This window comes from Streptomyces meridianus, assembly GCF_023703325.1.
Lineage (GTDB): Bacteria > Actinomycetota > Actinomycetes > Streptomycetales > Streptomycetaceae > Streptomyces > Streptomyces meridianus.
This window is the reverse complement of record NZ_JAMQGM010000047.1, coordinates 34,922-60,365: the sequence shown is the minus strand read 5'-3', so window position 1 is coordinate 60,365 and position 25,444 is coordinate 34,922. Positions and strand designations below refer to the sequence as shown.

The 25,444-nt window shown below is 69.7% G+C and carries 18 protein-coding genes; 6 read left to right on the top strand and 12 right to left on the bottom strand.

Annotated features, from left to right (window positions below; genetic code table 11):
• Positions 1–219 precede the first annotated feature (219 nt).
• From M1E25_RS21420 to thyX, 3 genes are all read right to left on the bottom strand, one after another.
• Complete coding sequence (locus M1E25_RS21420) at positions 220–1,905, bottom strand: ribonuclease J (RefSeq protein WP_251418222.1); 1,686 nt, start codon at positions 1,903–1,905, stop codon at positions 220–222.
• A 132-nt stretch (positions 1,906–2,037) separates the two neighbouring features.
• The gene (dapA, locus tag M1E25_RS21415; protein ID WP_251418220.1) at positions 2,038–2,937 is read right to left on the bottom strand and encodes a 4-hydroxy-tetrahydrodipicolinate synthase; all 900 of its coding nucleotides are present in this window, start codon (positions 2,935–2,937) and stop codon (positions 2,038–2,040) included.
• A 203-nt stretch (positions 2,938–3,140) separates the two neighbouring features.
• Complete coding sequence (thyX, locus tag M1E25_RS21410; protein WP_285831049.1) at positions 3,141–3,902, bottom strand: FAD-dependent thymidylate synthase; 762 nt, start codon at positions 3,900–3,902, stop codon at positions 3,141–3,143.
• Between the two features lie 208 nt (positions 3,903–4,110).
• On the opposite strand from thyX, the gene M1E25_RS21405 reads away from it, so the two are divergent.
• Together M1E25_RS21405 and M1E25_RS21400 are read left to right on the top strand one after the other, a co-directional pair.
• Complete coding sequence (locus tag M1E25_RS21405; protein WP_251418216.1) at positions 4,111–4,350, top strand: hypothetical protein; 240 nt, start codon at positions 4,111–4,113, stop codon at positions 4,348–4,350.
• A 98-nt stretch (positions 4,351–4,448) separates the two neighbouring features.
• Positions 4,449–4,997: an SCO5741 family PH domain-containing membrane protein gene (locus M1E25_RS21400; RefSeq protein ID WP_251418214.1), complete on the top strand. Its 549-nt coding sequence runs from the start codon at positions 4,449–4,451 to the stop codon at positions 4,995–4,997.
• Between the two features lie 68 nt (positions 4,998–5,065).
• On the opposite strand, the gene M1E25_RS21395 is transcribed toward M1E25_RS21400, so the two are convergent.
• The 6 genes from M1E25_RS21395 to eccD form a co-directional block, all read right to left on the bottom strand.
• Positions 5,066–5,518, bottom strand: coding sequence for a tetratricopeptide repeat protein (locus M1E25_RS21395; protein WP_251418211.1), 453 nt, complete (start codon positions 5,516–5,518; stop codon positions 5,066–5,068).
• A gap of 2 nt (positions 5,519–5,520) precedes the next feature.
• On the bottom strand, positions 5,521–6,279 hold the full coding sequence (gene dapB / locus M1E25_RS21390; protein ID WP_251418208.1) for a 4-hydroxy-tetrahydrodipicolinate reductase: 759 nt from the start codon (positions 6,277–6,279) through the stop codon (positions 5,521–5,523).
• 28 nt (positions 6,280–6,307) lie between these two features.
• Positions 6,308–7,687: a M16 family metallopeptidase gene (locus M1E25_RS21385; protein ID WP_251418204.1), complete on the bottom strand. Its 1,380-nt coding sequence runs from the start codon at positions 7,685–7,687 to the stop codon at positions 6,308–6,310.
• Complete coding sequence (locus tag M1E25_RS21380; protein WP_251418201.1) at positions 7,684–9,903, bottom strand: polyribonucleotide nucleotidyltransferase; 2,220 nt, start codon at positions 9,901–9,903, stop codon at positions 7,684–7,686. The genes M1E25_RS21385 and M1E25_RS21380 overlap by 4 nt, the downstream gene beginning before the upstream one ends.
• Before the next feature lie 415 nt (positions 9,904–10,318).
• Entirely contained in the window at positions 10,319–10,609 is a 291-nt protein-coding gene (gene rpsO / locus M1E25_RS21375; RefSeq protein ID WP_251418198.1) for a 30S ribosomal protein S15, read from the bottom strand.
• Between the two features lie 275 nt (positions 10,610–10,884).
• On the bottom strand, positions 10,885–12,357 hold the full coding sequence (eccD, locus tag M1E25_RS21370; protein WP_251418195.1) for a type VII secretion integral membrane protein EccD: 1,473 nt from the start codon (positions 12,355–12,357) through the stop codon (positions 10,885–10,887).
• Positions 12,358–12,589: 232 nt separating this feature from the next.
• Between eccD and eccCa the strand changes: the two genes are divergently transcribed.
• The gene (eccCa, locus tag M1E25_RS21365; protein ID WP_251418193.1) at positions 12,590–16,537 is read left to right on the top strand and encodes a type VII secretion protein EccCa; all 3,948 of its coding nucleotides are present in this window, start codon (positions 12,590–12,592) and stop codon (positions 16,535–16,537) included.
• A gap of 132 nt (positions 16,538–16,669) precedes the next feature.
• Here the strand turns inward: eccCa and M1E25_RS21360 are convergent, their stop codons facing one another.
• From M1E25_RS21360 to M1E25_RS21350, 3 genes are all read right to left on the bottom strand, one after another.
• Positions 16,670–17,464, bottom strand: a complete 795-nt coding sequence (locus tag M1E25_RS21360; protein ID WP_251418191.1) for an alpha/beta fold hydrolase — start codon at positions 17,462–17,464, stop codon at positions 16,670–16,672.
• 231 nt (positions 17,465–17,695) lie between these two features.
• Entirely contained in the window at positions 17,696–18,484 is a 789-nt protein-coding gene (locus M1E25_RS21355) for a WXG100 family type VII secretion target (RefSeq protein ID WP_251418189.1), read from the bottom strand.
• Positions 18,481–18,795 (bottom strand): type VII secretion target, encoded by a 315-nt coding sequence (locus M1E25_RS21350; protein WP_251418186.1) that lies wholly within the window; start codon positions 18,793–18,795, stop codon positions 18,481–18,483. The genes M1E25_RS21355 and M1E25_RS21350 overlap by 4 nt, the downstream gene beginning before the upstream one ends.
• A gap of 311 nt (positions 18,796–19,106) precedes the next feature.
• On the opposite strand from M1E25_RS21350, the gene M1E25_RS21345 reads away from it, so the two are divergent.
• The 3 genes from M1E25_RS21345 (at position 19,107) to M1E25_RS21335 (ending at position 25,437) form a co-directional block, all read left to right on the top strand.
• Positions 19,107–19,508, top strand: a complete 402-nt coding sequence (locus tag M1E25_RS21345; RefSeq protein WP_251418184.1) for a hypothetical protein — start codon at positions 19,107–19,109, stop codon at positions 19,506–19,508.
• A 78-nt stretch (positions 19,509–19,586) separates the two neighbouring features.
• Positions 19,587–20,066 carry a hypothetical protein gene (locus M1E25_RS21340; protein ID WP_251418182.1) on the top strand — a complete coding sequence of 160 codons (480 nt, stop codon included), beginning with the start codon at positions 19,587–19,589 and terminating at the stop codon, positions 20,064–20,066.
• 64 nt (positions 20,067–20,130) lie between these two features.
• Positions 20,131–25,437, top strand: coding sequence for a toxin glutamine deamidase domain-containing protein (locus tag M1E25_RS21335; RefSeq protein WP_251418180.1), 5,307 nt, complete (start codon positions 20,131–20,133; stop codon positions 25,435–25,437).
• The last annotated feature ends 7 nt before the right edge of the window (positions 25,438–25,444 follow it).

The following is a 25,444-nucleotide window of genomic DNA, read 5'->3' as shown; positions in this document are numbered from 1 at the left end:
TCCGGTCCGAATTCGAATCCAATGGCCGTTGGAAGACCTTTGCCTTTCGGCTGCTCCGACTTTATCAGGTTTCCCCGGGTCGGATTTCCGCCTCGCACACGCTCCCCGAAACTCAGATGAGCCGGGGCACTTCGGTGGGGCGGAGACGTAAACGTACTGGACGGCCGTCCCCGGAAGCAAATCGACTCCGGTGCGGCCGTCCAGACTGTTGACGTGGCGTCAGACCTCAACGACCACCGGAAGAATCATGGGCCTGCGGCGGTAGTTGTCGGACACCCACTTGCCGACGGCACGCCGGGCCAGCTGCTGCAACTGGTGCGGTTCCGCGATCCCGTCGCCGGCGGCCTTGTTGAACGCCTCCTCCAGCTTCGGCACTACGTCCGCGAACGCGGCGTCGTCGATGCCGGAACCGCGAGCGTGGATGTTGGGCCTGCCGACGATCTTGCCGGTCGAGCTGTCGACCACGGCGAACACCGAGATGATGCCCTCGTCACCGAGGATGCGGCGGTCCTTCAGGGACGTCTCGGTGACGTCGCCCACCGACAGGCCGTCGACGTACACATAGCCTGCCTGCACCTTCCCGACGATCTTGGCGATGCCGTCGACCAGATCGACGACCACACCGTCCTCGGCGATCACGACGCGGTCCTTCGGGACACCCGTCAGCGCGCCGAGCTCCGCGTTGGCCCGCAGATGACGCCACTCACCGTGAACCGGCATGAGGTTCCTGGGCCTGCAGATGTTGTAGAAGTACAGGAGTTCGCCGGCCGAGGCATGGCCCGACACGTGCACCTTGGCATTGCCCTTGTGCACGACGTTGGCGCCCCAGCGGGTCAGTCCGTTGATGACGCGGTAGACCGCGTTCTCGTTGCCCGGGATCAGGGACGAGGCCAGGATCACCGTGTCGCCCGGCACGATGCGGATCTGATGGTCCCGGTTCGCCATCCGGGACAGCGCCGCCATGGGTTCGCCCTGCGACCCTGTGCAGACCAGGACGATCTCGTCGTCGGGGAGGTCGTCGAGCGTCTTGACGTCCACGACGAGACCCGCGGGGATGTTCAGGTAGCCCAGATCCCGGGCGATGCCCATGTTGCGGACCATCGAACGCCCGACGAAGGCCACCCGCCGGCCGTACTCGTGCGCAGCATCCAGGATCTGCTGGATGCGGTGCACGTGGCTGGCGAAACTCGCCACGATGATCCGTCGCTGAGCGCCGGCGAAGACCTGGCGCAGAACGCTCGAGATGTCCCGTTCCGGCGGGACGAAACCCGGCACCTCGGCGTTCGTCGAATCGGACAGCAGAAGGTCGATGCCCTCCTCACCGAGGCGCGCGAAGGCCCGGAGGTCGGTGAGCCTGCCATCGAGCGGGAGCTGGTCCATCTTGAAGTCGCCGGTGTGCACGACCATGCCCGCAGGGGTGCGGATGGCGACGGCCAGCGCGTCCGGGATCGAGTGGTTGACCGAGACGAACTCGCAGTCGAACGGGCCGACGCTCTCCCGGTGTCCCTCTTTGACCTCGAGGGTGTACGGCCGGATCCGGTGCTCCTGGAGCTTCGCCTCGATGAGGGCGAGCGTCAGCTTGGAGCCGATCAGCGGGATGTCCGGCTTCTCGCGGAGCAGGAACGGGACGCCGCCGATGTGGTCCTCGTGGCCGTGTGTGAGGACGATGCCCTCGATGTCGTCCAGTCGGTCCCGGATCGACGTGAAGTCGGGGAGGATCAGATCGATGCCCGGCTGCTCCTCCTCGGGGAACAGCACGCCGCAGTCGACGATCAGCAGACGGCCGCCGAATTCGAAGACCGTCATGTTCCGGCCGATTTCGCCGAGACCGCCCAGCGGTGTGACCCGCAGTCCGTCCTGCGGAAGCTTGGGCGGGGCGCCCAGTTCCGGATGCGGATGACTCAAAAGACTCTCCTCACCACGCATGGCCACCTCCCTGTCCGGCTCCCTGCGCCGTCGGCGAGGGAGCGAGGGAGGTGGTGCGCATGACATTCGTGCATGTGTTCAAGGTCGGGTATGGAGTTGTGAAGTCGGTGATTACAGCTGGACCCCGCCCGCGGAGAGATCACGCCTGAGCTGCTCGGTCTCCTCGGGGGAAAGCTCGACGAGCGGCATGCGCAGCGGCCCGGCCGGCAGGCCCTGCAGGTTGAGCGCGGCCTTCGTGGTGATGACGCCCTGGGTCCGGAACATGCCGGTGAACACGGGGAGCAGGGTCTGGTGGATCTCCGTCGCCTTGGCGACGTCCCCGGACAGGTGGGCCTCGAGGAGGGCGCGGAGCTCGGGGGCGACGACGTGTCCGACCACCGACACGAAGCCGACGGCGCCGACCGACAGCAGCGGCAGGTTGAGCATGTCGTCGCCCGAATACCAGGCCAGTCCGCTGCGGGCGAGGGCCCAGCTGGCGCGGCCGAGGTCGCCCTTGGCGTCCTTGTTGGCGACGATGCGCGGATGGTCGGCGAGACGGACGATCGTCTCAGTGTTGATCGGAACTCCGCTGCGGCCCGGGATGTCGTAGAGCATCACCGGGAGGTCGGTCGCGTCGGCGATCGCCTTGAAGTGCCGGTAGAGGCCTTCCTGCGGCGGCTTGTTGTAGTACGGCGTGACGGCCAGGAGCCCGTTCGCGCCCGCATCCTCGGCCGCGCGGGCAAGCTCGAGGCTGTGCCGGGTGTCGTTGGTGCCGGCTCCGGCGACAACGTGGGCCCGGTCGCCCACGGCCTCCACGACAGCCCGCACGAGCCGGGCTTTCTCGACATCGCTGGTGGTCGGGGACTCGCCTGTTGTGCCGTTGACGATCAGACCGTCGTTGCCGGAGTCCACAAGGTGCACTGCGAGGCGCTGGGCACCGTCGATGTCGAGTTCACCGTCGGCGGTGAAGGGCGTGACCATGGCGGTCAGGACCCGCCCGAAGGGGGTCTGCGGTGTGGAGGTCGGAGCCATGGGTACCACGCTACTCGTAGCTCGCGCGGTCGTGCTCGCTCGGGGCGGCAGAGTGTGGATCCCGGCACTGCCTGCTCGGGGGTTCAAGCAGCGCCGGGTCCATTTCTTCAGCCTAGATGAACATCACTAAATGCCGCAATACGGACACCTCGCGCGACGGACCGGACGGTTCTCCGACCCGGACACGGGTGGCTCGCGAGCCGTCAGGGAGCGATACGTCCGTTGGCGTTGAAAGCGGCGTGGGTGAGCGGCATGAGCCGGGCCCACTCGGCCTCCATCAGCTCTCCTACCATCTCGATCTCACGCTGGGGGAAGGACGGGACGGCCGCCTGCTCGTGCTGCGTGCGCAGCCCCAGGAAGTGCATCAGCGACCTGGCATTGCAGGTGGCGTACATCGACGAGAACAGCCCGACCGGCAGGACCGCGCGGGCCACCTCCCGGGCAACACCCGCGTCGAGCATCTCCTGATACGCCACGTAGGACTGCCGGTACGAGGCCTCCATCACCCGGCCCGTGAGCTCCTGCTGCTCCCGGGTGCCGGGCACGAACTCGTACTTGCCGGGGCGGCCCTGCTGCACGAGCCGGCGGTCCTCGCCCGGTACGTAGAAGACCGGCTGGAGCTGCCGGTAACGGCCGGACTCCTCGTTGTAGGACCAGCCGACACGATGCCGCATGAACTCGCGGAACACGAAGATCGGCGCACTGATGAAGAAAGTCATCGAGTTGTGCTCGAACGGGCTGCCGTGCCGGTCCCGCATCAGGTAGTTGATGAGCCCCTTCGACCGCTCCGGGTCCTTGGTCAGCTCGTCGAGGGACTGCTCGCCGGCGGTGGAAACCCGGGCCGCCCACAGCACGTCGGTGTCCGCCGCGCTGTGTTTGACCAACTCGACACTCACATCACTGCGGAAGCCGGGCTTGGCGCTCTCTTCGGGTGTATGGGTCACCTGCGGGTCCTTCCGTGGCATCGCTCGTGCGGCGACCAGCCTAAGGCCCGCCACCGACAGAGCCGGACACCCGGCCATCGGCGCCCAAAGGGGGCCCTGCCCGCAGGTTCGGGGGCACGGGTTGATATTTTTCCGGTAGGCGTCGAATCCGGGCATGCCGCACAGGAGCGCGCAGACGGCCCGGATGCACATGAGCCGTCCCACCACATTCAGCCAGGAGAGTTCCGTTATGCCCCGGCGGGGAGAGCACGTCCCGTACGCCTTCGTTGCGGAGGCCGACAGGTTCCGCAGCAATGTCGCACCCCCACCGCGCCGACGAGCGGGTGCGTCCGAGATCGCCGGCCGCACCTTGATCGGGCTCACCGTCGTGGCGGGTCTCGTCGGCTCGCTGCTCTTCGGCATGCCCGCTCTCGAGACCGGGTCGGATGCCGGTCAGCCCCCGCGGTCGGAAGCGGCCCACCAGCCCTGATGCGACGCGTCAGCCCCGGGCTGGTCCCAGGGCGCGCCCGCGGATAGCCTCACCGATCAGCAAGCCCGTTCGAGCGTGCAGACGAGTGAGGACCCGCCGTGCCCCTTCCCTTCCTGACGGCCGAGCGCGCTGTGAACGGCGCCACTGCGGACCCCGCCCTTCCGTACGAGGACCGGGAGCGGTGGCGCCGCCCCTACCGCCCCGGCCCCGGGCGAGTGGCCGGTGCGGCGGTTCTGCTGCTTCTCGCCTCGTACATCCTCTTCGCCGCGGTGATCATCGCAGTGGCCGGCGGTCTGCCCGGTGCCGGTGTCTGCACCGCCCTGGCCACGGGCGTCATCGTGCTCGCACTGCGGCTGGTCAGATCGGGGGTGTGGGTCAGCCGGACGGGGATCCGAAGGATCGGCCTGGTCAGCACGTCGACGCATTCCTGGCCGGAGGTGCGGTCCGTGCGCACCGTGCAGCAGCCGGTCAAGTGGCTCGGCATGCCGCGCACGGTGCAGGGCCAGGCGGTGCTGATCGACACCGCCGACGGCGGAACACTGCGTCCCCTGGTCACCGACCGCAACGCCGATTTCCTGGGGCGCGCCGAGGCGTTCGACATGGCGGCCGACGCCGTCGAGGGCTGGGCTGCCGCCCACGGCCGCTGACCTCGCACCCACGGACCGAGGGCGGTGGAAGGAGACTCGTGCTCCTCCCACCGCCCATGCGGACATTCTCAGGCCCGCACCTGCCGTCCGTCGTGCAGGGCGATGGCCCGCTGCATGGCCTTCCTGGCCCGCGGGGTGTCTCGGGCGTCGTGGTAGGCGATGGCCAGCCGGAACCAGCAGCGCCAGTCCTCCGGGGACTCCTCGGCCTCGGCCCGGCGCTTGGCGAATACCGCGTCCGCGGAGGCGCGGTCGATACGCCCGGACGGGGTACGGACCAGCTCGTCGACCGGCAGGCCGCCCTCGGCGTCCAGCTCCGCGGCCAGCCGGTCGGCCCGCCGCGCGAACACAGTCGTCTGCCACAGGAACCAGACACCGATCAGCGGCAGCACGAGGACCGCGACACCGAAGACGACGGTGACGGCCGTGCCGTGCCGGATCAGCATGACGCCGCGGCTGCCCACCAGCACGAAGTAGACGACCAGAACAGCCGCGAGGACGAAGTAGGTGATGCGGGCGCGCACGGTCAGTGGTCCAGGTCCAGGAAGTGCTCGAGGCCGAAGGTCAGCCCCGGCGCCGAGCCGACCCGCCGCACACCGAGCAGGATGCCCGGCATGAAGCAGCTGTGATGGAGCGAGTCGTGCCGGATGGTGAGGGTCTCGCCGGTGTCGCCGAAGAGCACCTCCTGGTGGGCCAGCAGGCCGCGCAGGCGGACGGCGTGCACCGGAACCCCGTCGACGTCGGCTCCACGGGCACCCTCGAGGGACGTGGTGGTGGCGTCGGGCTGCTCGGCGCATCCCGCCTCGCGGCGGGCCGCGGCGATGAGCTGGGCGGTGCGGGTCGCGGTGCCCGAGGGGGCGTCGGCCTTGTTCGGGTGATGCAGCTCGATGACCTCGGTCGACTCGAAGAACCGGGCGGCCTGCTGGGCGAAGGCCATGGTCAGCACGGCACCGATGGAGAAGTTCGGGGCGATGAGCACACCGGTCTGCGGCGACTGCGCGAGCTTGCCGCGCAGCGTCTCGAGTCGCTCGTCGGTCCAGCCCGTGGTGCCGACGACGGCATGGATTCCGTGGGCCACGCAGAAGTCGAGGTTGCCCATCACCGCGTCCGGGTGAGTGAGGTCCACGGCGACCTGGGCCCCGGCGGCGGTGAGTTCGTCCAGTGCGTCGTCGCGGTCGAGTGCGGCGACGATTTCCAGGTCGTCGGCCGCCTCGACGGCGCGCACGGCCTCGGAACCGATCCGGCCCTTGGCCCCCAGGACGGCGACGCGGAGCTTGCTGCTCATGGTGGTTCGTACCTCCGGTTGAACGTCTTCAGGAGACGGCGTCGTGCAGGCGTGCAGCCTGCTTGTCCTTCAGCGGGCCGATCACGGACAGCGAGGGCTGCCGGCCCAGTACGTCGCGGGCCAGCTCGCGCACGTCGTCGGGGGTGACGGCGGCGATGCGGCCGAGCATGTCGTCGACCGAGAGCTGGTCGCCCCAGCACAGTTCGCCCTTGCCGATCCGGTTCATGAGTGCCCCGGTGTCCTCCAGGCCGAGGACGGTGGAGCCGGCCAGCTGGCCGACGGCACGTCGCAGTTCCTCGTCGGTCAGACCGTTCCGGGCCACCCGGTCCAGTTCGTCGCGGCAGATCTCGAGCACGTCGTGGACCTGGCCGGGACGACATCCGGCGTAGACGCCGAACAGGCCGCAGTCGGCGAACCCGGAGGTGAACGAGTAGACGGAGTAGGCCAGTCCGCGCTTCTCCCGGACCTCCTGGAAAAGCCGGGAGCTCATCCCGCCGCCGAGGGCGGTGTTGAGGACACCCATGGCCCAGCGGCGGTCGTCGGTGCGCGGGATCCCGGGCATGCCGAGGACGATGTGGGCCTGCTCGGTCGACCGGTCGTCGAGTGCCACGGCGCCGGCCGTCCGGATGCCGAGGGAGCCCGAACGCGGTCCGACGGGCTCGGCCGACGATGCGGACAGGGCCCCGGCGGACTCGAATGCCTCGGCGACGCGGCGCACCACGTCGTCGTGGTCGATGTTGCCGGCCGCGGCCACGATCAGGTGCGTCGGGTCGTAGTGCTCGCGGTAGAAGCGGGCGATCCGGTCGGCGGACAGGCCCTCGACGGTCTCGACCGTGCCGAGGACGGGCCGCCCGAGCGGGGTGTCGCCGAACATCGTGTGTGCGAAGAGGTCGTGGACGACGTCACCCGGGTCGTCCTCGGTCATCGCGATCTCTTCGAGGATGACGCCACGTTCGGCCTCGACATCGTCGGGCCGGATGAGCGATCCGGTCAGCATGTCGCACACCACGTCGATGGCGAGCGGCAGATCGGTGTCGAGCACCCGCGCGTAGTAGCAGGTGTACTCCTTCGCCGTGAAGGCGTTCATCTCGCCGCCGACGGCGTCGACGGCGGCGGAGATGTCGAGGGCGCTGCGGCGTTCGGTGCCCTTGAAGAGCAGGTGCTCGAGGTAGTGCGTCGCCCCGTTCAGGGACGGCGTCTCGTCGCGCGAGCCGACATGCGCCCAGATCCCGAAGGTGGCCGAGCGCACGGAGGGGAGGGTCTCCGTCACGACACGCAGGCCGCCGGGGAGGGTGGTCCGCCGAACGGTTCCGATGCCGTTCTCGCCCTGCAGAAGTGTTTGGGTACGGGCGACGGCCCGCCCCTCCGAAGAGGCGCGGGCCGTCATTCCGTGTGCACGGGACGTCACTTGGCGGCGTCGTCCTTCGACTCGTCCTCGGCGTCCTCACCCTCGATGACGGGGATGAGGGACAGCTTGCCCCGCTGGTCGATCTCGGCGATCTCCACCTGGACCTTCGAGCCGACGCCGACCACGTCGTCGACGTTCTCCACGCGCTTGCCTCCGGCGAGCTTGCGGATCTGCGAGATGTGCAGCAGTCCGTCCTTGCCGGGCATCAGCGAGACGAAGGCGCCGAAGGTGGTGGTCTTCACGACCGTGCCCAGGTAGCGCTCGCCGACCTCGGGCATCGTCGGGTTGGCGATGCCGTTGATGGTCGTGCGGGCGGCCTCGGCGGCCGGGCCCTCGGCCGCACCGATGTAGATGGTGCCGTCGTCCTCGATGGTGATGTCGGCGCCGGTGTCCTCCTGGATCTGGTTGATCATCTTGCCCTTGGGGCCGATGACCTCACCGATCTTGTCCACCGGGATCTTGATGGTGATGATCCGCGGGGCGTTCGGGGACATCTCGTCCGGGACGTCGATGGCCTCGTTCATCACGTCGAGGATGTGCAGACGGGCGTCGCGGGCCTGCTTGAGGGCCGCGGCGAGGACCGACGCAGGAATGCCGTCGAGCTTGGTGTCCAGCTGCAGGGCGGTGATGAACTTCCGGGTGCCGGCGACCTTGAAGTCCATGTCACCGAAGGCGTCCTCGGCACCGAGGATGTCGGTGAGGGCGACGTAGTGCGTCTCGCCGTCGATCTCCTGGGAGATCAGGCCCATGGCGATACCGGCGACGGCGGCCTTCAGCGGCACGCCGGCGTTCAGCAGCGACATGGTGGAGGCGCACACCGAGCCCATGGACGTCGAGCCGTTGGAACCGAGAGCCTCGGACACCTGGCGGATCGCGTACGGGAACTCCTCGCGGGTCGGCAGAACCGGGAGGATGGCCCGCTCGGCGAGGGCACCGTGGCCGATCTCACGGCGCTTCGGCGAGCCGACGCGACCGGTCTCACCGACCGAGTACGGCGGGAAGTTGTAGTTGTGCATGTAGCGGCGGCGCGTCTCCGGGGAGAGCGTGTCGAGCTGCTGCTCCATGCGCAGCATGTTCAGCGTGGTGACGCCCAGGATCTGGGTCTCACCGCGCTCGAACAGTGCCGAACCGTGAACCCGCGGGATGGCCTCGACCTCGGCGGCCAGGGTGCGGATGTCGGTGACCCCGCGGCCGTCGATGCGGACCTTGTCCTTGATGACGCGCTCGCGGACCAGCTTCTTGGTCAGCGTGCGGTACGCGGCCGAGATCTCCTTCTCGCGGCCCTCGAACTGCGGCAGCAGCTTCTCGGCGGCGATGCTCTTCACCCGGTCGAGCTCGGCCTCCCGGGCCTGCTTGCCGGCGATGGTCAGCGCCTGGGCGAGCTCACCGCGGACCGCGGCGTCCAGCGCCTCGAGGACGTCGTCCTCGTGGTCCAGGAAGATCGGGAACTCGGCGGTCGGCTTGGCGGCCTTCGCGGCGAGGTCGGCCTGCGCCTTGCACAGGGTCTTGATGAAGGGCTTGGCGGCCTCGAGACCGGCCGCGACGACCTCCTCGGTCGGCGCCTCGGCGCCGCCCTCGACGAGGGTGATGGTCTTCGTCGTGGCCTCGGCCTCGACCATCATGATCGCGACGTCGCCGTCCTCGAGGGTGCGACCGGCGACGACCATGTCGAAGACGGCTTCCTCGAGCTCGGTGTGCGTCGGGAAGGCCACCCACTGGCCGCGGATCAGCGCGACGCGGACGCCGCCGATCGGGCCGGAGAACGGCAGGCCGGCCAGCTGCGTGGAAGCGGAGGCGGCGTTGATGGCGACCACGTCGTAGAGGTGGTCGGGGTTGAGCGCCATGATCGTGGCGACGACCTGGATCTCGTTGCGCAGGCCCTTCTTGAAGGACGGGCGCAGCGGGCGGTCGATCAGGCGGCAGGTGAGGACGGCGTCCTCGGAGGGCCGGCCCTCACGGCGGAAGAAGGACCCGGGGATGCGCCCGGCGGCGTACATCCGCTCCTCGACGTCCACCGTCAGCGGGAAGAAGTCGAGCTGGTCCTTGGGGTTCTTGGAAGCTGAGGTGGCCGACAGCACCATGGTGTCGTCGTCCAGGTAGGCCACGGCCGAGCCGGCGGCCTGACGGGCCAGGCGGCCCGTCTCGAAGCGGATGGTGCGGGTGCCGAAGGAACCGTTGTCGATGACGGCCTCGGCGTAGTGGGTCTCGTTCTCCACCAGGAAAATCTCCTCATCTGCGTCCCGCGCCCGTGTGGCGGGGGACGATGGCGGTGAAGCGCCCTGGTCCGCTCTGTCCCGGCGACCGGGCCGGTCTTCGATCGAAGCCTCCGGGATGTCTCGCGTTTCCGGCGGCCACTACCGAGGACCGGCGCCTGCGGCGTCGATGCGGCGGAGAGGGGGCGCTCCTCCTCGTGCGTTGTTCTGTTTGCGCTCTCTGGCGTTATTGCGTTGTGCGACCAGACTACAAAGCTTCCGTCGCTCTCACGACGGGTGAGCGGTCCGGTCCGCCGGCCGCCGGGCGGCGCGCGGTGCGTGCCCGGTGAGCCGCGAGGGGGCTCCGGCCCTGACGGAAGCGCCGGATACGGCAAAGGGAGCGGCCCCCGCGGGTGGGAACCGCTCCCTTCACGGCGTACTACCTGGCGCCGCCGGCAGCACCGCGGCGGATGCCGAGGCGCTCGACGAGCGCACGGAAGCGCGTGATGTCCTTCTTGGCCAGGTACTGCAGGAGGCGGCGGCGCTGGCCGACCAGGAGCAGCAGACCACGACGGGAGTGGTGGTCGTGCTTGTGCTCCTTCAGGTGCTCGGTGAGGCCGGAAATCCGGCGGGTGAGCAGCGCGACCTGCACCTCCGGGGAGCCCGTGTCGCCTTCCTTGGTGGCGTAATCGGCCATGATCTGCTTCTTCGTTGCGGCGTCGAGCGACACGCAGTACTCCTCAGGATTCCTCGTCATGGGCAGCCGAGTGCCCCTGGTCTCTGTCACAGGGGGGCTTCGGTGACTCGGCAGCCGGATCGGCAGTGTCCGAGGTTCTCGATCAAGGATGATCACGAACATGGACACACGGCCGTCACACAGCGTACCAGCCTGTGCCGGTCCCCGGTTCCGGAGCCGTTCCCGCCCGGAGCGGGGGAACGACGCAGGGGCGGTGCCGGTCTCCCCGGTCACCGCCCCTGCTTCCCGTTCCGCTCCGTGGCGGCGGACTAGCTGGTGAGTCCGCGCGCGAGCGTGTAGACGTCCAGGACCGCAAGGCACAGCGGCACCAGGGACAGCAGGACGATGCCGTCGAAGAGATCGAGCAGCCGGCCCCAGAACGGGGAGACGCCGGCACGCGGAACGATCAGGCCGACAGCGACGAGCAGTGCGGCACCGAACGCGATGCTTCCGCTGAACCAGATGGTGCGGATGTTGAGCGGTCCGCCGTCGCCGTCCTGGAAGAACGCCCGGAGCGCCTCGGCCGGCGGATCGAGGGCGATGCCCAGAATCAGCAGCAGGACGGTCAGTATCCCGGCGACGAGCAGACAGGCGACCTGCGAGGTGTAGTCGAACAGGCGGGCCCGCAGCATGATCGTCACACCGGCGGCGAGAGCGAGGAGCTGCGCCCAGCCGTTGTCGGAGAAGCCGAGGACGACGCCCGCGGCACCGACGACGAGCGCGGCGCAGCCGGCGACCAGGCCGAGCAGCAGCTCGTGGCCGCGGCGGGCCTGGTTGCCGATTCGCTGGAAGTCGACGGTCTCCTCTTCGGGGGCACGGTTGCGGCCCTCGTAGTCGCGGCCCTGAGCGATCTGGTCCGGCGACCGGTAGCCGATGGGCAACCTCGCGAACCTGGCCGACATCCCGGGCAGCCACGCCACGACGGCGATGCCGACCACCGCCGTGACCGAGGCGACGTCGCGAGGCGGGGCGTCGGTCAGCACGGCTGCGAAGGTGGCGAGGGTGCCGACGGCAGCCAGGAACGCGGCGGCCACGAACGGGGAATCGCCACTCGGCAACAGCCCCACCAGCAGCACCGAGGCGACGAGGACGACGACACAGCCGACGAGGAAGTGGAGCCGCCCGGGACCTTCGCCCTTGTCGACTCCGAAAACACCGGAGCCGGCGAGCAACAGGTGCGGCAGCGCGGCCAGTCCGAGGGCGACGGAGGAGCCGCGGTCGTCGTAGACGCGCGCTCGTACGCCGGCGATGGCGACGAGGACGACACCCGTCACACCGGCCACGATGCCGGGCAGGCGGTGCATGTCTCGGTCGACCGGGTTGGAGAACCAGAGGGCGAAGGCCATCATCGCGAGCAGCAACACGCCCGCGGTCAGGCCCACCGTGTTCATGAGGTCGTCGCTCCAACGGCGCCGGTCCCTGCGGACGTTGGAGGCGATGGCATCGGAGACGTCGTCGTAGACCGCGGACGGCAGCGACTCGGCGAACGGGCGCAGCAGGAGCAGGTCGCCGTCGAGGATGCGCTGCTCGGCGAGCGACCGCCCGGCGTCGAGCACGGTGCCGTCTCTGCGGACCAGGTGGTACCCGGTCGGAACCCCCTCGGGCTGCGACTGGCCGGAGAGTTGCAGAATCTCCGGATAGATGTCGACCAGTGCGACGTCCTCGGGCAGCGCCACATCGATCCGTGCGTCCGGCGCGGCGACGGTGACGCGGCAGAATCCGGTCCCTGCGCTCGTGCTCACCTGGCGGTTCCCCCTCGACAGATTCGACTGATGGCCGTCCGCTCGTGCGAAACCAGGCGGCGGCGGTGCGTCAGCGTACCGCCCGGGACCGCTTTGCCCCCACTCCCCCCTCGGGTTGACCCGAGTCAGTAGGATCACGGGCCTGTGCCAACGGAGAACTGGTTTGGCCGGGGGGACCGTTCAAAAACGGGGGCGGTCCGAACTGCGATCTGCGTGAAGGACTGGTGCCTCGGTGAGCGTGGTCATCGTCAAGCGCCCGCCTCGGGCTCTCCCGCCCGAAGTTCCCGGTGAGGAGGTGACACTCGAGCCGCCACCGGAGTTGCCCCGCGAGGGCGACCAGAACCTGATGATGAATCTGCTGCCCATGCTCGGCATGTTCTCCTCGGCGGCGTTCTTCTTCATGCCCGGGATCCAGCCGTTCATGAAGATCATGGGCGGCATGATGTGCGTCTCCGCCGTCATCATGGCGGTCGTGCAAGTCGTCAAGGCCCGGCAAGGGCCTGCGGGGGAACTGGTGCAGGAACGCCAGGACTACCTCAAGTACCTGGCCCAGAAGCGCCGCGAGGTCCGGCGGACGGCCCGCAGACAGCGCGATGCCCAGCTGTTCATCCACCCCAGTCCGGATCAGCTCTGGTCCATCGTGGCCGAGGGCAAGCGGGTCTGGGAGCGGCGCGCCTCGGACACCGACTTCGCCCAGGTGCGGGTCGGGCTCGGCCCGCAGCAGCTGGCCACGCCGCTGAAGGCGCCGGAGACGGCACCGGTGGACGAGCTGGAGCCGCTCACTGCCCACGCGATGAAGCAGTTCCTGGCGTCGCACGGAAGCCTGGACGGGCTGCCGCTCGCGGTGTCGCTGCGCGCCTTCTACCACGTCACCGTCTCGGGAGACCCGGACACCGTGTACGGCACGTCGCGCGCGCTCGTGGCGCAGCTGTGCACCCTCCAGTCGCCCGAGGACCTGGTGGTGGCCGTCGTGGCCGCACCGGGAGCGCTCGCCGAGTGGGAGTGGGCCAAGTGGCTGCCCCACACCCAGGACTCCTCGCTGGACGGCGCCGGCACCCGGCGGCTGATCGTGGGCGACCTGGAGGAGATCGAGGAGCTGCTCGCCGACGAACTGGACGGCCGGGGCCGCTTCAGTACGCAGGCGCCTCCGGTGTCGGACACCCCGCACGTGGTCATCGTGCTGGACGGCGGCAACGTCCCGATGGACTCGGTGATCGCCGGGGCGGACGGGCTGCAGGGTGTCACCATCATCGAGGTGGTGCCCGGCGACCTGGACGAGATGCGCAGCTCGCTGGCCGTGCAGGTGTGGCCGGACAAGCTGGTCCTGGAATCCGCGAGCGGTGCCGTCTACACCGGCACGCCGGACGTGCTCTCGGTCTCCGAGGCGGAGTCGCTGGCCCGCCAGCTCGCGCCGCTGCGGGCCGGCACCGCGGACGGCGACGAACCTCTGCTGGCCAACCTGGACTTCACCGATCTGATGAGCATCGGTGACGCCGGCTCGGTGGACGTCTCCCGCACCTGGCGGCCGCGGACCCTGCACGAACGGCTGCGGGTACCGATCGGCATCGGCCAGGACGGCCAGCCGATCATGCTCGACATCAAGGAGGCCTCGCAGGAGGGCATGGGTCCGCACGGCCTGTGCGTCGGCGCGACCGGCTCCGGCAAGTCCGAACTGCTGCGCACCCTGGTGCTGGGCCTGGCGGTCACGCACTCCTCCGAGACGCTCAACTTCGTCCTCGCGGACTTCAAGGGCGGCGCCACGTTCACGGGTATGGCGGAGATGCCGCACGTCGCGGCTGTCATCACCAACCTCGCCGACGACCTCACCATGGTCGACCGCATGCGCGACTCGATCACGGGTGAGCTTCAGCGCCGTCAGGAACTGCTGCGAACGGCCGGCAACTACGCGAACATCACGGACTACGAGAAGGCGCGTGCGGCGGGTGCCCCGCTTGAGCCGCTGGCCTCGCTGGTCATGGTGCTCGACGAGTTCAGCGAACTGCTGACGGCGAAGCCCGACTTCATCGACATGTTCATCCAGATCGGTCGCATCGGCCGTTCGCTGGGCGTGCACATGCTGCTGGCCTCGCAGCGGCTGGAAGAGGGGCGGCTGCGCGGCCTGGACACGTATCTGTCGTACCGGATCGGTCTGCGGACCTTCTCGGCGGCGGAGTCCCGGGCGGCGATCGGCGTCCCTGACGCCTACCACCTGCCGAACGTGCCCGGCGCCGGCTACCTCAAGTACGACACCGAGTCGATGGTGCAGTTCAAGGCGGCGTACGTGTCCGGCCCGTACCGGGCGAGCGGCTCGGTCGGCAGTGGCGGCGGCAGCCGTACGGACCGTCTGCCGGTGCCGTTCACCGCGGCACCCGTCGTCCGGCACGTCATCGAGGAGCCGGTCCAGGAATCGGTCATGCCGGAGACGGACGACGCGCTCGCCGACACGGTGCTCGACGTGATCGTGCAGCGGCTGCAGGGTCAGGGCCCGCCGGCCCACCAGGTGTGGCTGCCCCCGCTGGACGAGTCCCCGTCCATCGACCGTCTGCTGCCCCCGCTGTCGGTCACGGCCGAGCGCGGTCTCCATGCGGCCGAGTACACGGCTCTGGGCAAGCTGGTCGTGCCGGCGGCGATCGTGGACAAGCCGTTCGAGCAGCGGCGTGACGTGATGTACCTCGACTTCTCGGGGTCCGCCGGTCACGGCCTGATCGTCGGTGGACCGCAGTCCGGCAAGTCGACGATGGTCCGCAGCGCGATGACCGCGTTCGCCCTCACCCACACGCCCTCCGAAGTGCAGTTCTACTGCCTGGACTTCGGCGGTGGCGGCATGCTGGCCCTCGACGGCCTGCCGCACGTCGGCGGAGTGGCCTCGCGGCTGGACGCGGAGAAGGTGCGCCGCACCGTCTCCGAGGTCGTCGGCATCCTCAACGAGCGCGAGGAGTTCTTCCGCGCCAACAACATCGACTCCATCGGCACCTACCGGCAGCGCCGGGCAGCCGGTCACTACCCCGACCAGGCGTGGGGCGACGTGTTCCTGGTGATCGACGGCTGGGCGACGTTCAAGACGGACTACGAGCAGCTCGACAGCGTCATCCTCGACATCGCCGGCCGCGGTCTCGGCTTCGGTGTCCACCTGGTCATCAGCGCCGCCCGCTACACCGAGGTGCGTCCTGCGCTGCGTGACCAGCTGCTCAACCGGGTCGAGTTGCGACTGGGCGACCCGATGGAGTCGGAGTTCGACCGCAAGCGGGCCGAGAACGTGCCCATGGGGCAGCCGGGCCGCGGTCTGTCGCCGGACAAGCTCAGCTTCCTCGCAGCGCTGCCGCGCGTGGACGGCTCCAGCGACCCGACGTCCCTGGGCGAGGGCATGGCGCACCTGGTGTCCACGGTGGCCGAGAACTGGTCCGGGCCTCCGGCTCCGAAGGTCCGGATGCTGCCGACCCTGCTGGAGATCAACGAACTGCCGCGGGGCGGCGACCACCCCGAGCACGGCATCGCCTTCGGTGTCGACGAGACCACGCTCTCGCCGGCATTCATCGACTTCGAGACCGACCCGCTGTTCGTCGTCTTCGGCGAGAGCGAGTCGGGCAAGTCGTCGGTGTTGAGGCTGCTGGCCAAGCAGATCGCCGAGCGGTATCCGTCCGACAAGGCGCTGATGGTGGTGGCGGACTACCGGCGTGCGCTGCTCGGCGAGATTCCCGAGAGCCACATGTACAAGTACTGCGCCGCCGCACCGCAGTTGCAGGAGGTGCTCACCGGGCTCGCGGGGTCGCTGGGCCGCCGGATGCCGGGGCCGGACGTCACTCCGGAGCAGCTGCGCAACCGCAGCTGGTACGACCTCCCCGACGCGTTCGTGATCGTGGACGACTACGACCTGGTGGCGACCAGCAGCGGCAACCCGCTGCAGCCGCTGCTGGAGTACCTGCCGTTCGCGCGTGACCTGGGCCTGCGCCTGATCATCGCCCGGAGTTCGTCGGGCGCCTCGCGGTCGTCGTTCGAGCCGGTGATGCAGCGCACCAAGGAGCTGGGCGCACAGGGACTGATCCTTTCCGGTGACCCTGGTGAGGGTGCGCTGATGGGCAACCACAAGGCGATGCGCCTGACGCCGGGCCGGGGGCAGTTCATCACCCGCAAGCGCGGTGCGCAGCTGGTGCAGACGGGCTGGCTGCCGCCGAACAGCTGACGGTTCCACCGCGCGGTGCCCGACCGCACGGACCGACGGCGGTGTCCCCGATGGGGGCGCCGCCGTCGGCGTTCCTCTCCGGGTGCGCGCCGTGCCGGAAGATTCCGGGCGGGCTCCCGGTGGGGCAGGTGCTCAGCCGGCCGCCGGCATGTCCTCCAGGAAGCGCAGCAGCAGAGCGGTGGTCTCGTCGGGACGTTCCAGGCTGGGCAGGTGCCCGGCCCAGTCCAGTTCCAGGTGCCGGGCATCGGGGAGCAGTTCCGGTATCCGGGCGGCGATCCGGCGGAAGTCCTGCAGGTCGTGGGCGCCGGAGACGACCAGGCAGCGGGCCTTCACCGCGGCGAGGGCGGTCTCGAATCCGGTCCCGTCGGCTTCGTCGCCCTCGTCGGGCGCGTCCTCGTCGGGAGCGCCGGCGGCGAGTTGGACGTCGAACGCGTGCCGCTGCATCGCGCGCACCTTCTGCCGGGTGGTGTCGTCGGCGTCCGGGCCGATCCAGGTGCCCAGGTTCAGCTCCACCGCGCCGTCGATGTCCCCGGCTTCGAGGAGTTCGTCCTCACGGTGCGCGAACCCTTCGAGTTCGGGGCCGGGTTCGTGGCCGGGGACCGCCGGGCAGAGCAGGGCGAGGCCGGTGATGCGCTCGGGGCTTCGGGCGGCGATCTCGAGGGCGACCTCACCGCCGTAGGAGGAGCCGACCAGCACGGTGGTCTCGACGCCGAGGGAGTCGATCAGGTCGAGGACGTCGTCGGCGTCGCGGTACGGGTGGGTCGCGGCGGGGGTGTCACCGAAGCCGCGGAGATCGCAACGGATCACGCGACGGCCGGCGGCGATCAGGGCCGGCCACTGCGGGTCCCACATCCGCCGGTCGCACACGCCGGAGTGGAGCAGGAGCACGGCAGGGCCGTCGCCGGCCACGTCATGGGAGAGCGTCATTCCGCGGATGCTATGCGGGCCCGCCGGGCGACGCCTCCCTTTTCCTGCGGCGGAGCTGGGGCGAGGGTGCCCGTAGGCTCCCCGCTCCTGCCCTCCGCAGGCTCCGAGCGCTGCCCGGTCACCGGGGCCGCCGGGCTGCCGGGCCGCCGGACCGCCGGGCTGCGGACGAGTGTGGGGCAGTGCCGGTCGCCGCCGTCCGGCGTGGAGCCACGCCTGCCCCGTGGCCCGCTGTCAGCCGAAGGCGCCGTGCCGGCGCGGATCGGGCTGTGCGGGCGTGATGTCCCGTGCAGTGCGCTCCCCCGACGGCTGCGCGTGCGGTGCCTCCCGCTGCTCGGTGTCCGCCGCCGCTGCCGGTTCGGGCGCGCTGCCCGGCGACGGATGCTTCTCGGCCCGCCGCCCGTCCGGCTCGGATCCGTCGGGCGCGGGCGTTCCGGACGACTCCCCCGCGTTCGCGCTCCGCGAGGGGCTCCGGCGGCCGGGGGCCACACCGAGACCACCTGTCGGCTTCTCCTTGACCGCACCACCGGTGTCCGGGGGGCCGAAGGGGTCGGCGGTGCGGTGGTTTTCGGACGTGGGCTGCGGGACGTTCCGGGCAAGGCCGGCTCTGCCCCGGGCCCCTCCGGCAGCTCCGCGTCCGCGTCCGAAGGTCGCCGCCAGGGCAGAGCCGATCTGGGACAGGGCCGTGAAGGCGTAGGCGACGTTGTAGGAGGCCGGAAGCCGTTCGGCTGTTGCGGAGGCGCCGTCGTCGCCCGGCGCTGCGGACCGTTCGACGTGCTCGGCTGCCCGGTCCAGATCCGCAGCGGCCAGCTCGAAGACGGGCAGCGCCTCGTCCACGGCCTTTCTGAGCCGGTTCCAGTCGCCTGTGAACGCCTCCGCCGCGGGCCCCTGCCAGTGAACCGCCCTGGTCCGGCCGACCTCGTGATCGAGACTGCGGACGGTCTCCTCGATGCGGCGTCCCATGTCGCGCCATCCGGCGGAGGTTTCCCGCAGGGCGCGGGCCCGGTCCTCCGCCGCGTTCACCGGGCGCTCCGCAGGACGCCCGCAGTCTCGCCCTCGCTCGCCTCGGTGGTCAGGGCGGCCGTCCTCAGCCCGGCAGCGATCTCGTCCAGCCGTTCCCGGAGAGAGCCGACCATGCGCCCCGCCTCCTCGGCGAGATCGCCCAGCTCCGCGAGCGAGGCCGCCGTTCCGGTGCCGAGTTCGTCCCGGAGGATCCCGGCGTCGGTGCGCCGCCGGAACGCCGACAGGTGTCGTCCCAGGTCGTAGGCGTGGTTCTCGAAGGCTGTGCCGAGCCTGCGCAGCTCGCCGGTGTCGACGTGGACTTCCTCGGACATCTCTTCTCCCCGTGGTTCGGAACGCGGCGACCCGCGATCCGAACCAGGTCTAGCACACCCGTTCGTGGCACCACCGGGCCTGTCGCCGGGCCGGCGGGAGGACACGGTGGTGCGCGTTCCGCCCTGGCGTACGTCTTCCCCTCCCCACGCACGGCCACGCTCGGCCGGTTGCGTCCCGGTCCTGTCTCCCACGGCTCGAACACGTCCTCTCCATGTGGCTGTTACACAACGTCAATTGACGGTGTGTTCGCGGTGCTCGGTAGAATTTCGGCAGGCTGATGCGATCGTGCAGCCGTGCCGAAGGGGGATCGATGAACCGCGAACGGGAGATCGACGAAACGGAGTTGGTGGACTTCGCCCAGGAGCCCGAGCAGGCGCACCGCCTGCACAAGGCCCTGCGGACGATGTCGTCCAACCCGAACGTCGACAACCGGCTTCAGGAGATGGCCAAGGAGGTCCTCTCAGGCCGCATCGGGATGCGCGACGTCATCGAGACCGAGCGGTACATGGGCGCGCTGGGCGACCGGATGCAGGAGATCCGCCGCGCGGCCGAGAACGAGACGCTCGCGGACAAGGAGGCCAAGCGCGATCAGGTCGAGCGCTGGGAGCGGACCCGTCGCGAGGAGGAGGACAAGGACCGCGCCGAGCGGGACGGCCCCACCCGGCCTCCGGCCGATACGGGCCGGCACCGTCCGCGCGGTCATCGGCCGTAGGAGTTCACCGGACGGATGCACCGGCAGGGTGCGAAGCGCCACCAGAGCAGCTGAGAAGACGGATTCCGGGGGGAAGTTGTGGCATCGGACGGGCTCAGGAGCAACACGGAGACCCTCAGGACCGAGGGTGGGAACTTCGTCGCCCTCGGCAAGGACTTCCAGTCCGCGGTCAACCGGATGATCAACGGCCTGAGCGCGCTGGGCGCCGGTCCGCCGGCCGGTAATCAGCCGCAGGGTTCTCAACCGCCCCAGCAGAGTGTCGGGGAGCAGTTCTGGAGCGGACTGGCCTCGTTCGACAGCAAGGCCGGCGCTCCGCCATGGGGTGACGACGAGATCGGCGAGAAGTTCGGCGTCGCTTACGAGGGCCTGCGGGACGGCATGTACGAGTCCATGGGGCACCTCTGCTCCAAGCTCCAGGAGATCGGCAAGGCCCTGGAGAGCATGGCCAAGAACCACGAGGCCAACGAGGACTTCAACGAGTTGCTGATGAAACAGCACGTCCGGAACCAGCAGGCGGAGCACCAGGCCATCGCGCATCTGAGCCGGCCGCACCACTGACCTGCCTCACCGGTCCGCCGGAGAGCGACCTTGTCGCAGGTGTCCGAACAACGGGGGAACAACGATGTTGATGCTGCCGGACTCCCTTGAGTGGGTCCTGGAGATGCTCGGCTTCCAGTGGCCGACCGCGGACGAGGACAAGCTCCTCGAATGCGCCCAGGTATGGCGGCAGTTCGCGGCCGACATCACTGAAATCCAGGTCCAGGGCGTCTCCTCCGCAGGCAACGTGCTGGGCGAGAACTACGGCGACTCCATCGAGGGGTTCCGCTCGACGTGGGAGAAGTTCTCGGGCGGCTCGGGCTACCTGGACGACGCACGCTCCGCCGCCGAGATGATCGCGTTCACCTTCGAGGCCGCGGCGATGCTGGTCATCGGGATGAAACTGGCGGTGATCGCCCAACTCATCATCCTTGCCTGCGAGATCATCGCCGCCCAGGCCGCCGCGCCGTTCACCCTGGGCCTGTCGGAACTCGGCGCGCTGGGGGCCACCGCAGCGACGCGCATGATCGTCCGGCAGATCATCAAGGAGTGCGCACAGCAACTCCTGCAAGCCGTGATCGAGACGGCCAAGGAACCGTTCGTCTCCGCACTGCAGGCCATGATCTCCGACGTCATCGCACAGACCGTCAACCAGAACTTCGGCGCCCAGAGCGGTTACGACCTCGGCCGCACCGCGAAGACGGGTCTGGACGAGGGCGTCAACGCAGCCAAGAACTCCGCCAACACCTTCGGTGAATCCCTCCGCGACGGCGCCGCCGGAAAGGCCGGACACCGCGCCCGCCAGGGCATCGATTCGGCGGCGGGGCACGGCAGCGACGGCGGGAGCGACGGCTCGGACTCCTCGTCGGGCAGCCGGTCCTCGTCGTCCGGTTCGTCGTCGTCCGATGGTTCGCCGTCGCCGTCGTCGACTTCCTCCGGCTCGTCCTCCGACAGCGGATCCGGAAGCGGCTCCGGAAACAACTTCACGTCGTCGAGCGATAGTTCGAGTACTGCTGCGAGCAGCGGCGGGCGATCACCGGACGGGGCCGGGCTCATCTCCACCTCCGACTCCCCGGCGTCGAACGATGGAGGCGAGCCCTCGCCGTCGCGGTGGGCGGATCCCGCGCAGCGCCCCACCGACACCACGGGGCAGAACTACGCGCCCAGCCCGTTCGACGCAGCGCCGTCGCGGCAGGACGGCGGTGGCACCGAACCGGCCGCGGGTTCCTCCTCGACGCCGGACGGCGGCGAGCGTCACAGCACGCCGGGCGAGAACATACCCGGCGGCACCGAGCCGTCCCGTGCGGACAGCGACGCGCCGCGCAGCACGGTGGGCGACGACGCTGCGACCCCGCAGTCCGACGGGCCGGCCACGCATCAGAACGCTCCCGGTGATCAGGGGCCGCCGCGAAGCGATGACAGCGGGAACACGGATGCGTCGCCGCCCGCCGACGCATCTGCGTCGACGGAGCGTTCCGCCGGCCCCGAGGACCGAGCGGCCCCGGAGTCGCACCGGGTGGACGGCTCTGCGTCCTCCGAGGGCGCGCCGATCGCTCACGACCGCCCCGGGCCCGGGCCGACCACGCCGGACCCGTCGCCGTCGCCGTCCCCGGATCCCGTGTCGCCCGTCGACACCACCCCCGGCGACACCACACCCGCGGCCGAAGCACACACCGGTACACCTGTCTCTCCCGGGCCCGGCGCGGACCCGGTACAGAACGAGGACGACAACACCGCTCGGACCGGCGGCTCTCGACCGAGCATGCCGAACGCGACGATGCCGCACGGCGGTCCGGAGCGCAGTCACACGGGTTCCTACGGGCCGCAGCCCGGCCCGGCGCACACCGCCGACCCGGAGGACGAGGGCATGGCCCTGCAGGGTTCGGCCACGGCCACCGCGCCACCGCCCACCACCACGCCGGCCGACACCGGCCCCGCTCAGCACAACCCGGCACCGTCCGCTCAGCAGAACGCGGCCCCGACCACAACTCCACCGGCGCCGGGCCCGGTTCCGCACCGGACACCGCAGACCGCGCAACCCGGTCCCACGAGCCGCCCGGTCACACCACGTACCGACCGCCCGGCCCCGCCACGCGACGGCAATATCGCCGACGTCTCCCGGCAGACGCCGACCACTCGTCCGTACGACCCCCGCCTCGACGGCCCCCGCCGCGACGACGCCGGCACGCGGACGCCCGGACGCATACCCCCGCAGCGCGACGGCCGGGACCACAGCCAACCCGAGCCCGACCCCCGCAACCCGAACGACAGCACGGACCGGGAGCGCACCCGCACCGGCACTCCGGGGCAGGACCGGCGCCCCGGCACCGATCCCGACCATGGGCAGCCGGAACCCGACACGCCGAACCCGCCGGACCAGGGCGACCCCACTCCGGACAACCCGGACTCCACCCCCGAGCAGCCGCAGGACCAGCAGCCGGACAACGAGAAGGACCAGCCGGCCGAGAAGGCGGACCAGCCGCCGGGCGAGAACCTGCAGACGATCCGCGACGGGCTCGACACACACCCCGGCGGCCTGCTGCCCCCGGCCCCGCACGACCAGCAGGCACTCGAGAACGCCTTCCCGCGCAACCCCGACGGCACCCCGCAGCGGTTCGCCAACCCCTTCGAGGGCTGGAACCAACTCCAGAACGACGGCGGGCTCAACGTGTGGGGCAGGTCCAACAACTGCGCCGACTGCTCACGTTCGTTCCTGGAGAGCTGGTACGGAAACCCCACTGTCTCCGCACCCCGCACACCGGACACCAACCCCGACGGATCCCCGGACCGGACGTCACCCGAGAACGACTCCGTCGACAACCAGCAGCGCTGGGCCGGCGCACCCTTCACCTACAACGGCGACAACATCCCCATGGCCGCCTACCAGGTCGCCAAGGGACTCTGGGACGCCGGCCACGGCTCCGCCGCACTCATCGCCGTGTCCTGGCCCGGTGGCGGAGGCCATGCCTTCAACGCCGTCAACTGGAACGGCCACATCGTCTGGGTCGACACCCAGTCGGGGGCGGTCAGCAAGGACTTCCCCTACCCGCAGGCCGAAGGCATCTGGTCCATCCCGCTGGACGCCAACCGCCAACCCATACCGCCGGCCCAGCCCCAGACAACCGACAACCAGCAGAACCAGAACGCCCAGACCGAGACGCAGCACAACAACAGCAGCCAGCACACCGACCACACACAGCAGAGCAGTCCGGCAGCAGACCCCACGGCAGCGGACACTGCTGCGGACACCGCTGCGCCCACCGCCCAGGCGGCACCACCCGAGACCTCCGGCACCCCGGATCGGCAACCGCCGTCGACTGCCACGGACTCCCCGGACCCGGCGCAGCGCCGCGAGCAGGCGGACGAAGCAAGCGACACCACGGTGGACGCCGCACCCGCCGACACGGAGCGCCCGGAGAGCGATTCCGATCGGGTCTCCGACGAAGGGCCGGCCGATGCTGCCGATACGGCGCCGACGTCCGATGCCGGTCAGCCCACGGTCGGCGCTCCCGGCGAGCCGGCGTTCCCCTCCTCCGACAGCCGTCCATACGATGTCGACCCCGGCGGCGTGCAGCGCCCCGACCCAGCAGACCAGCAGGCGCTGGAGGACAGCCTCCCGCGCAACCCCGACGGCACGCCTCAGCGGCATCCCGATCCCGACGAGGGCACCTGGGTCGGCAACGTCAACGGGCAGAACCCCCATGACGCCGGCCGCGCCAACAACTGCGCCGACGCAGCTCTCTCCTTCGCCGACACCTACGCCGGCCGCCCGACAGCAGCCGCAGCACGCACCCCCGACCTCACCCCGGACGGAACTCCCTCCGACCGCGGCGAGACCGGCGGGCGCGACCGCATCGAGAACACGCTCGGCGCCCGTTTCACCGACCAGGGCGATGGCGCGGAGGCGTTCACCCGCCTCGAGACCACACTGCTGAACGAAGGCCACGGATCCCAGGCCGTCATCATCACCCAGGACGCCAACGGCCGCGCCCACGCCTGGAACGCCGTCAATCACAACGGCCGCATCAGCTACATCGACCCCCAGACCGGCCAACGCAGCAACACCCCCCTGCACGCCGGCGACAACGGCGTCTTCGCCATCCCCCTCGACGCCGATCGCCGCCCGATAGCCGCCGACGGTGCGGGTGAGGGAGTTCGCCCCGACAGCCGCGCTGCATCCCGCGCAACAACTTCCCCTGCCGTGGGTGGGGACCGGAGACCGGATCAGGCACCCGCGGGTGCGAAGACCGACTCCGCATCAGGGCACAGCGGTCCACCCCGAGGTTCGTCCCCATACGACCAGAAACAGGATGCGGACCACACGCATTACGGGGTACGGGGCGACAAGGGGCAAACCGATCTGCGCGAGGTCGGCCGAGATGTCCAGCAGATGGATCTCGCTCCGGTTCACTCCTATCTTCTCCACCTGGCGGAGAACGAGCGTTCAGCACTGGCGGACGTCCTTGCCGGCTGCAAGGACGGGAAGACCTTCAAAAAGGCAGACCTGATGACGGCGCTTCCGGGCTTCAAGGATCTGAAGCACGAGGGCGAAAGACTCGCTGTCGTGGCCGCTTTGGGACGGCTCAGCGTCGAGTTCCATCGGAGTCACTCCGTCGGAGTGGCTGTCGACAACAGCCGTACCCAACCCTACCGATGGCGCGAGGACGCGGATGTCACCCGGAGTCCGGCGCGGAACCGGGACGAACTCCGGCAGAGGAACGATCCGAAACTCATGAATGTCACGCAGTCGCGTGGCGTCTCGCTTCATGAGTCCACGGACCTCGACAGCACCAAGCCCTCCGGCGCCAAGAGCGCCCAACCGGCGCAGAAGGCGAAGAAGTACCTGCAGGACAGGTACGGTGAAGATGCCATGGACGCCGCCCTTTCCGCCCTGGCGGAAATGAAGCCGGATCTGACCGGCAGGAACTACGCGGCCATCGAGGTGCTCGACAAATCGAACAACGAAGCTCATTACGTCGTGGACAGCTCGTTCTCCAATGACAAATTGCCACGGCCGTCGCACTCCGAGCCTCACCTCGGAGGCTTCATCGAACGTCTCAATGAAGGCCAGGACGGAGACGGTCCGCCACCGGACACTGATCGATACGAAATCCTGAGCATGTATACGGAGAGGGAGCCGTGTGGCACATCGCAAGGTCACGCGGACTGCTCCGGCTACATCAAACATTACGTGACATCGTCTGCCGTGACTCATTACGGAACCGGATACAGGAAGGGTGATCGGACGGAGGAGTTCGACGGGCAATCCGACCCTCGTCCCCAGGTCCTCACGCCTCGCGATGCGATGAATGCCGACTTCCAGCATCACATGAATGTGCTGGGCGACGTGTTCATGCGCTACGCCGGGAAGCCTCCCCTGATCACGTCGTGATGTGATG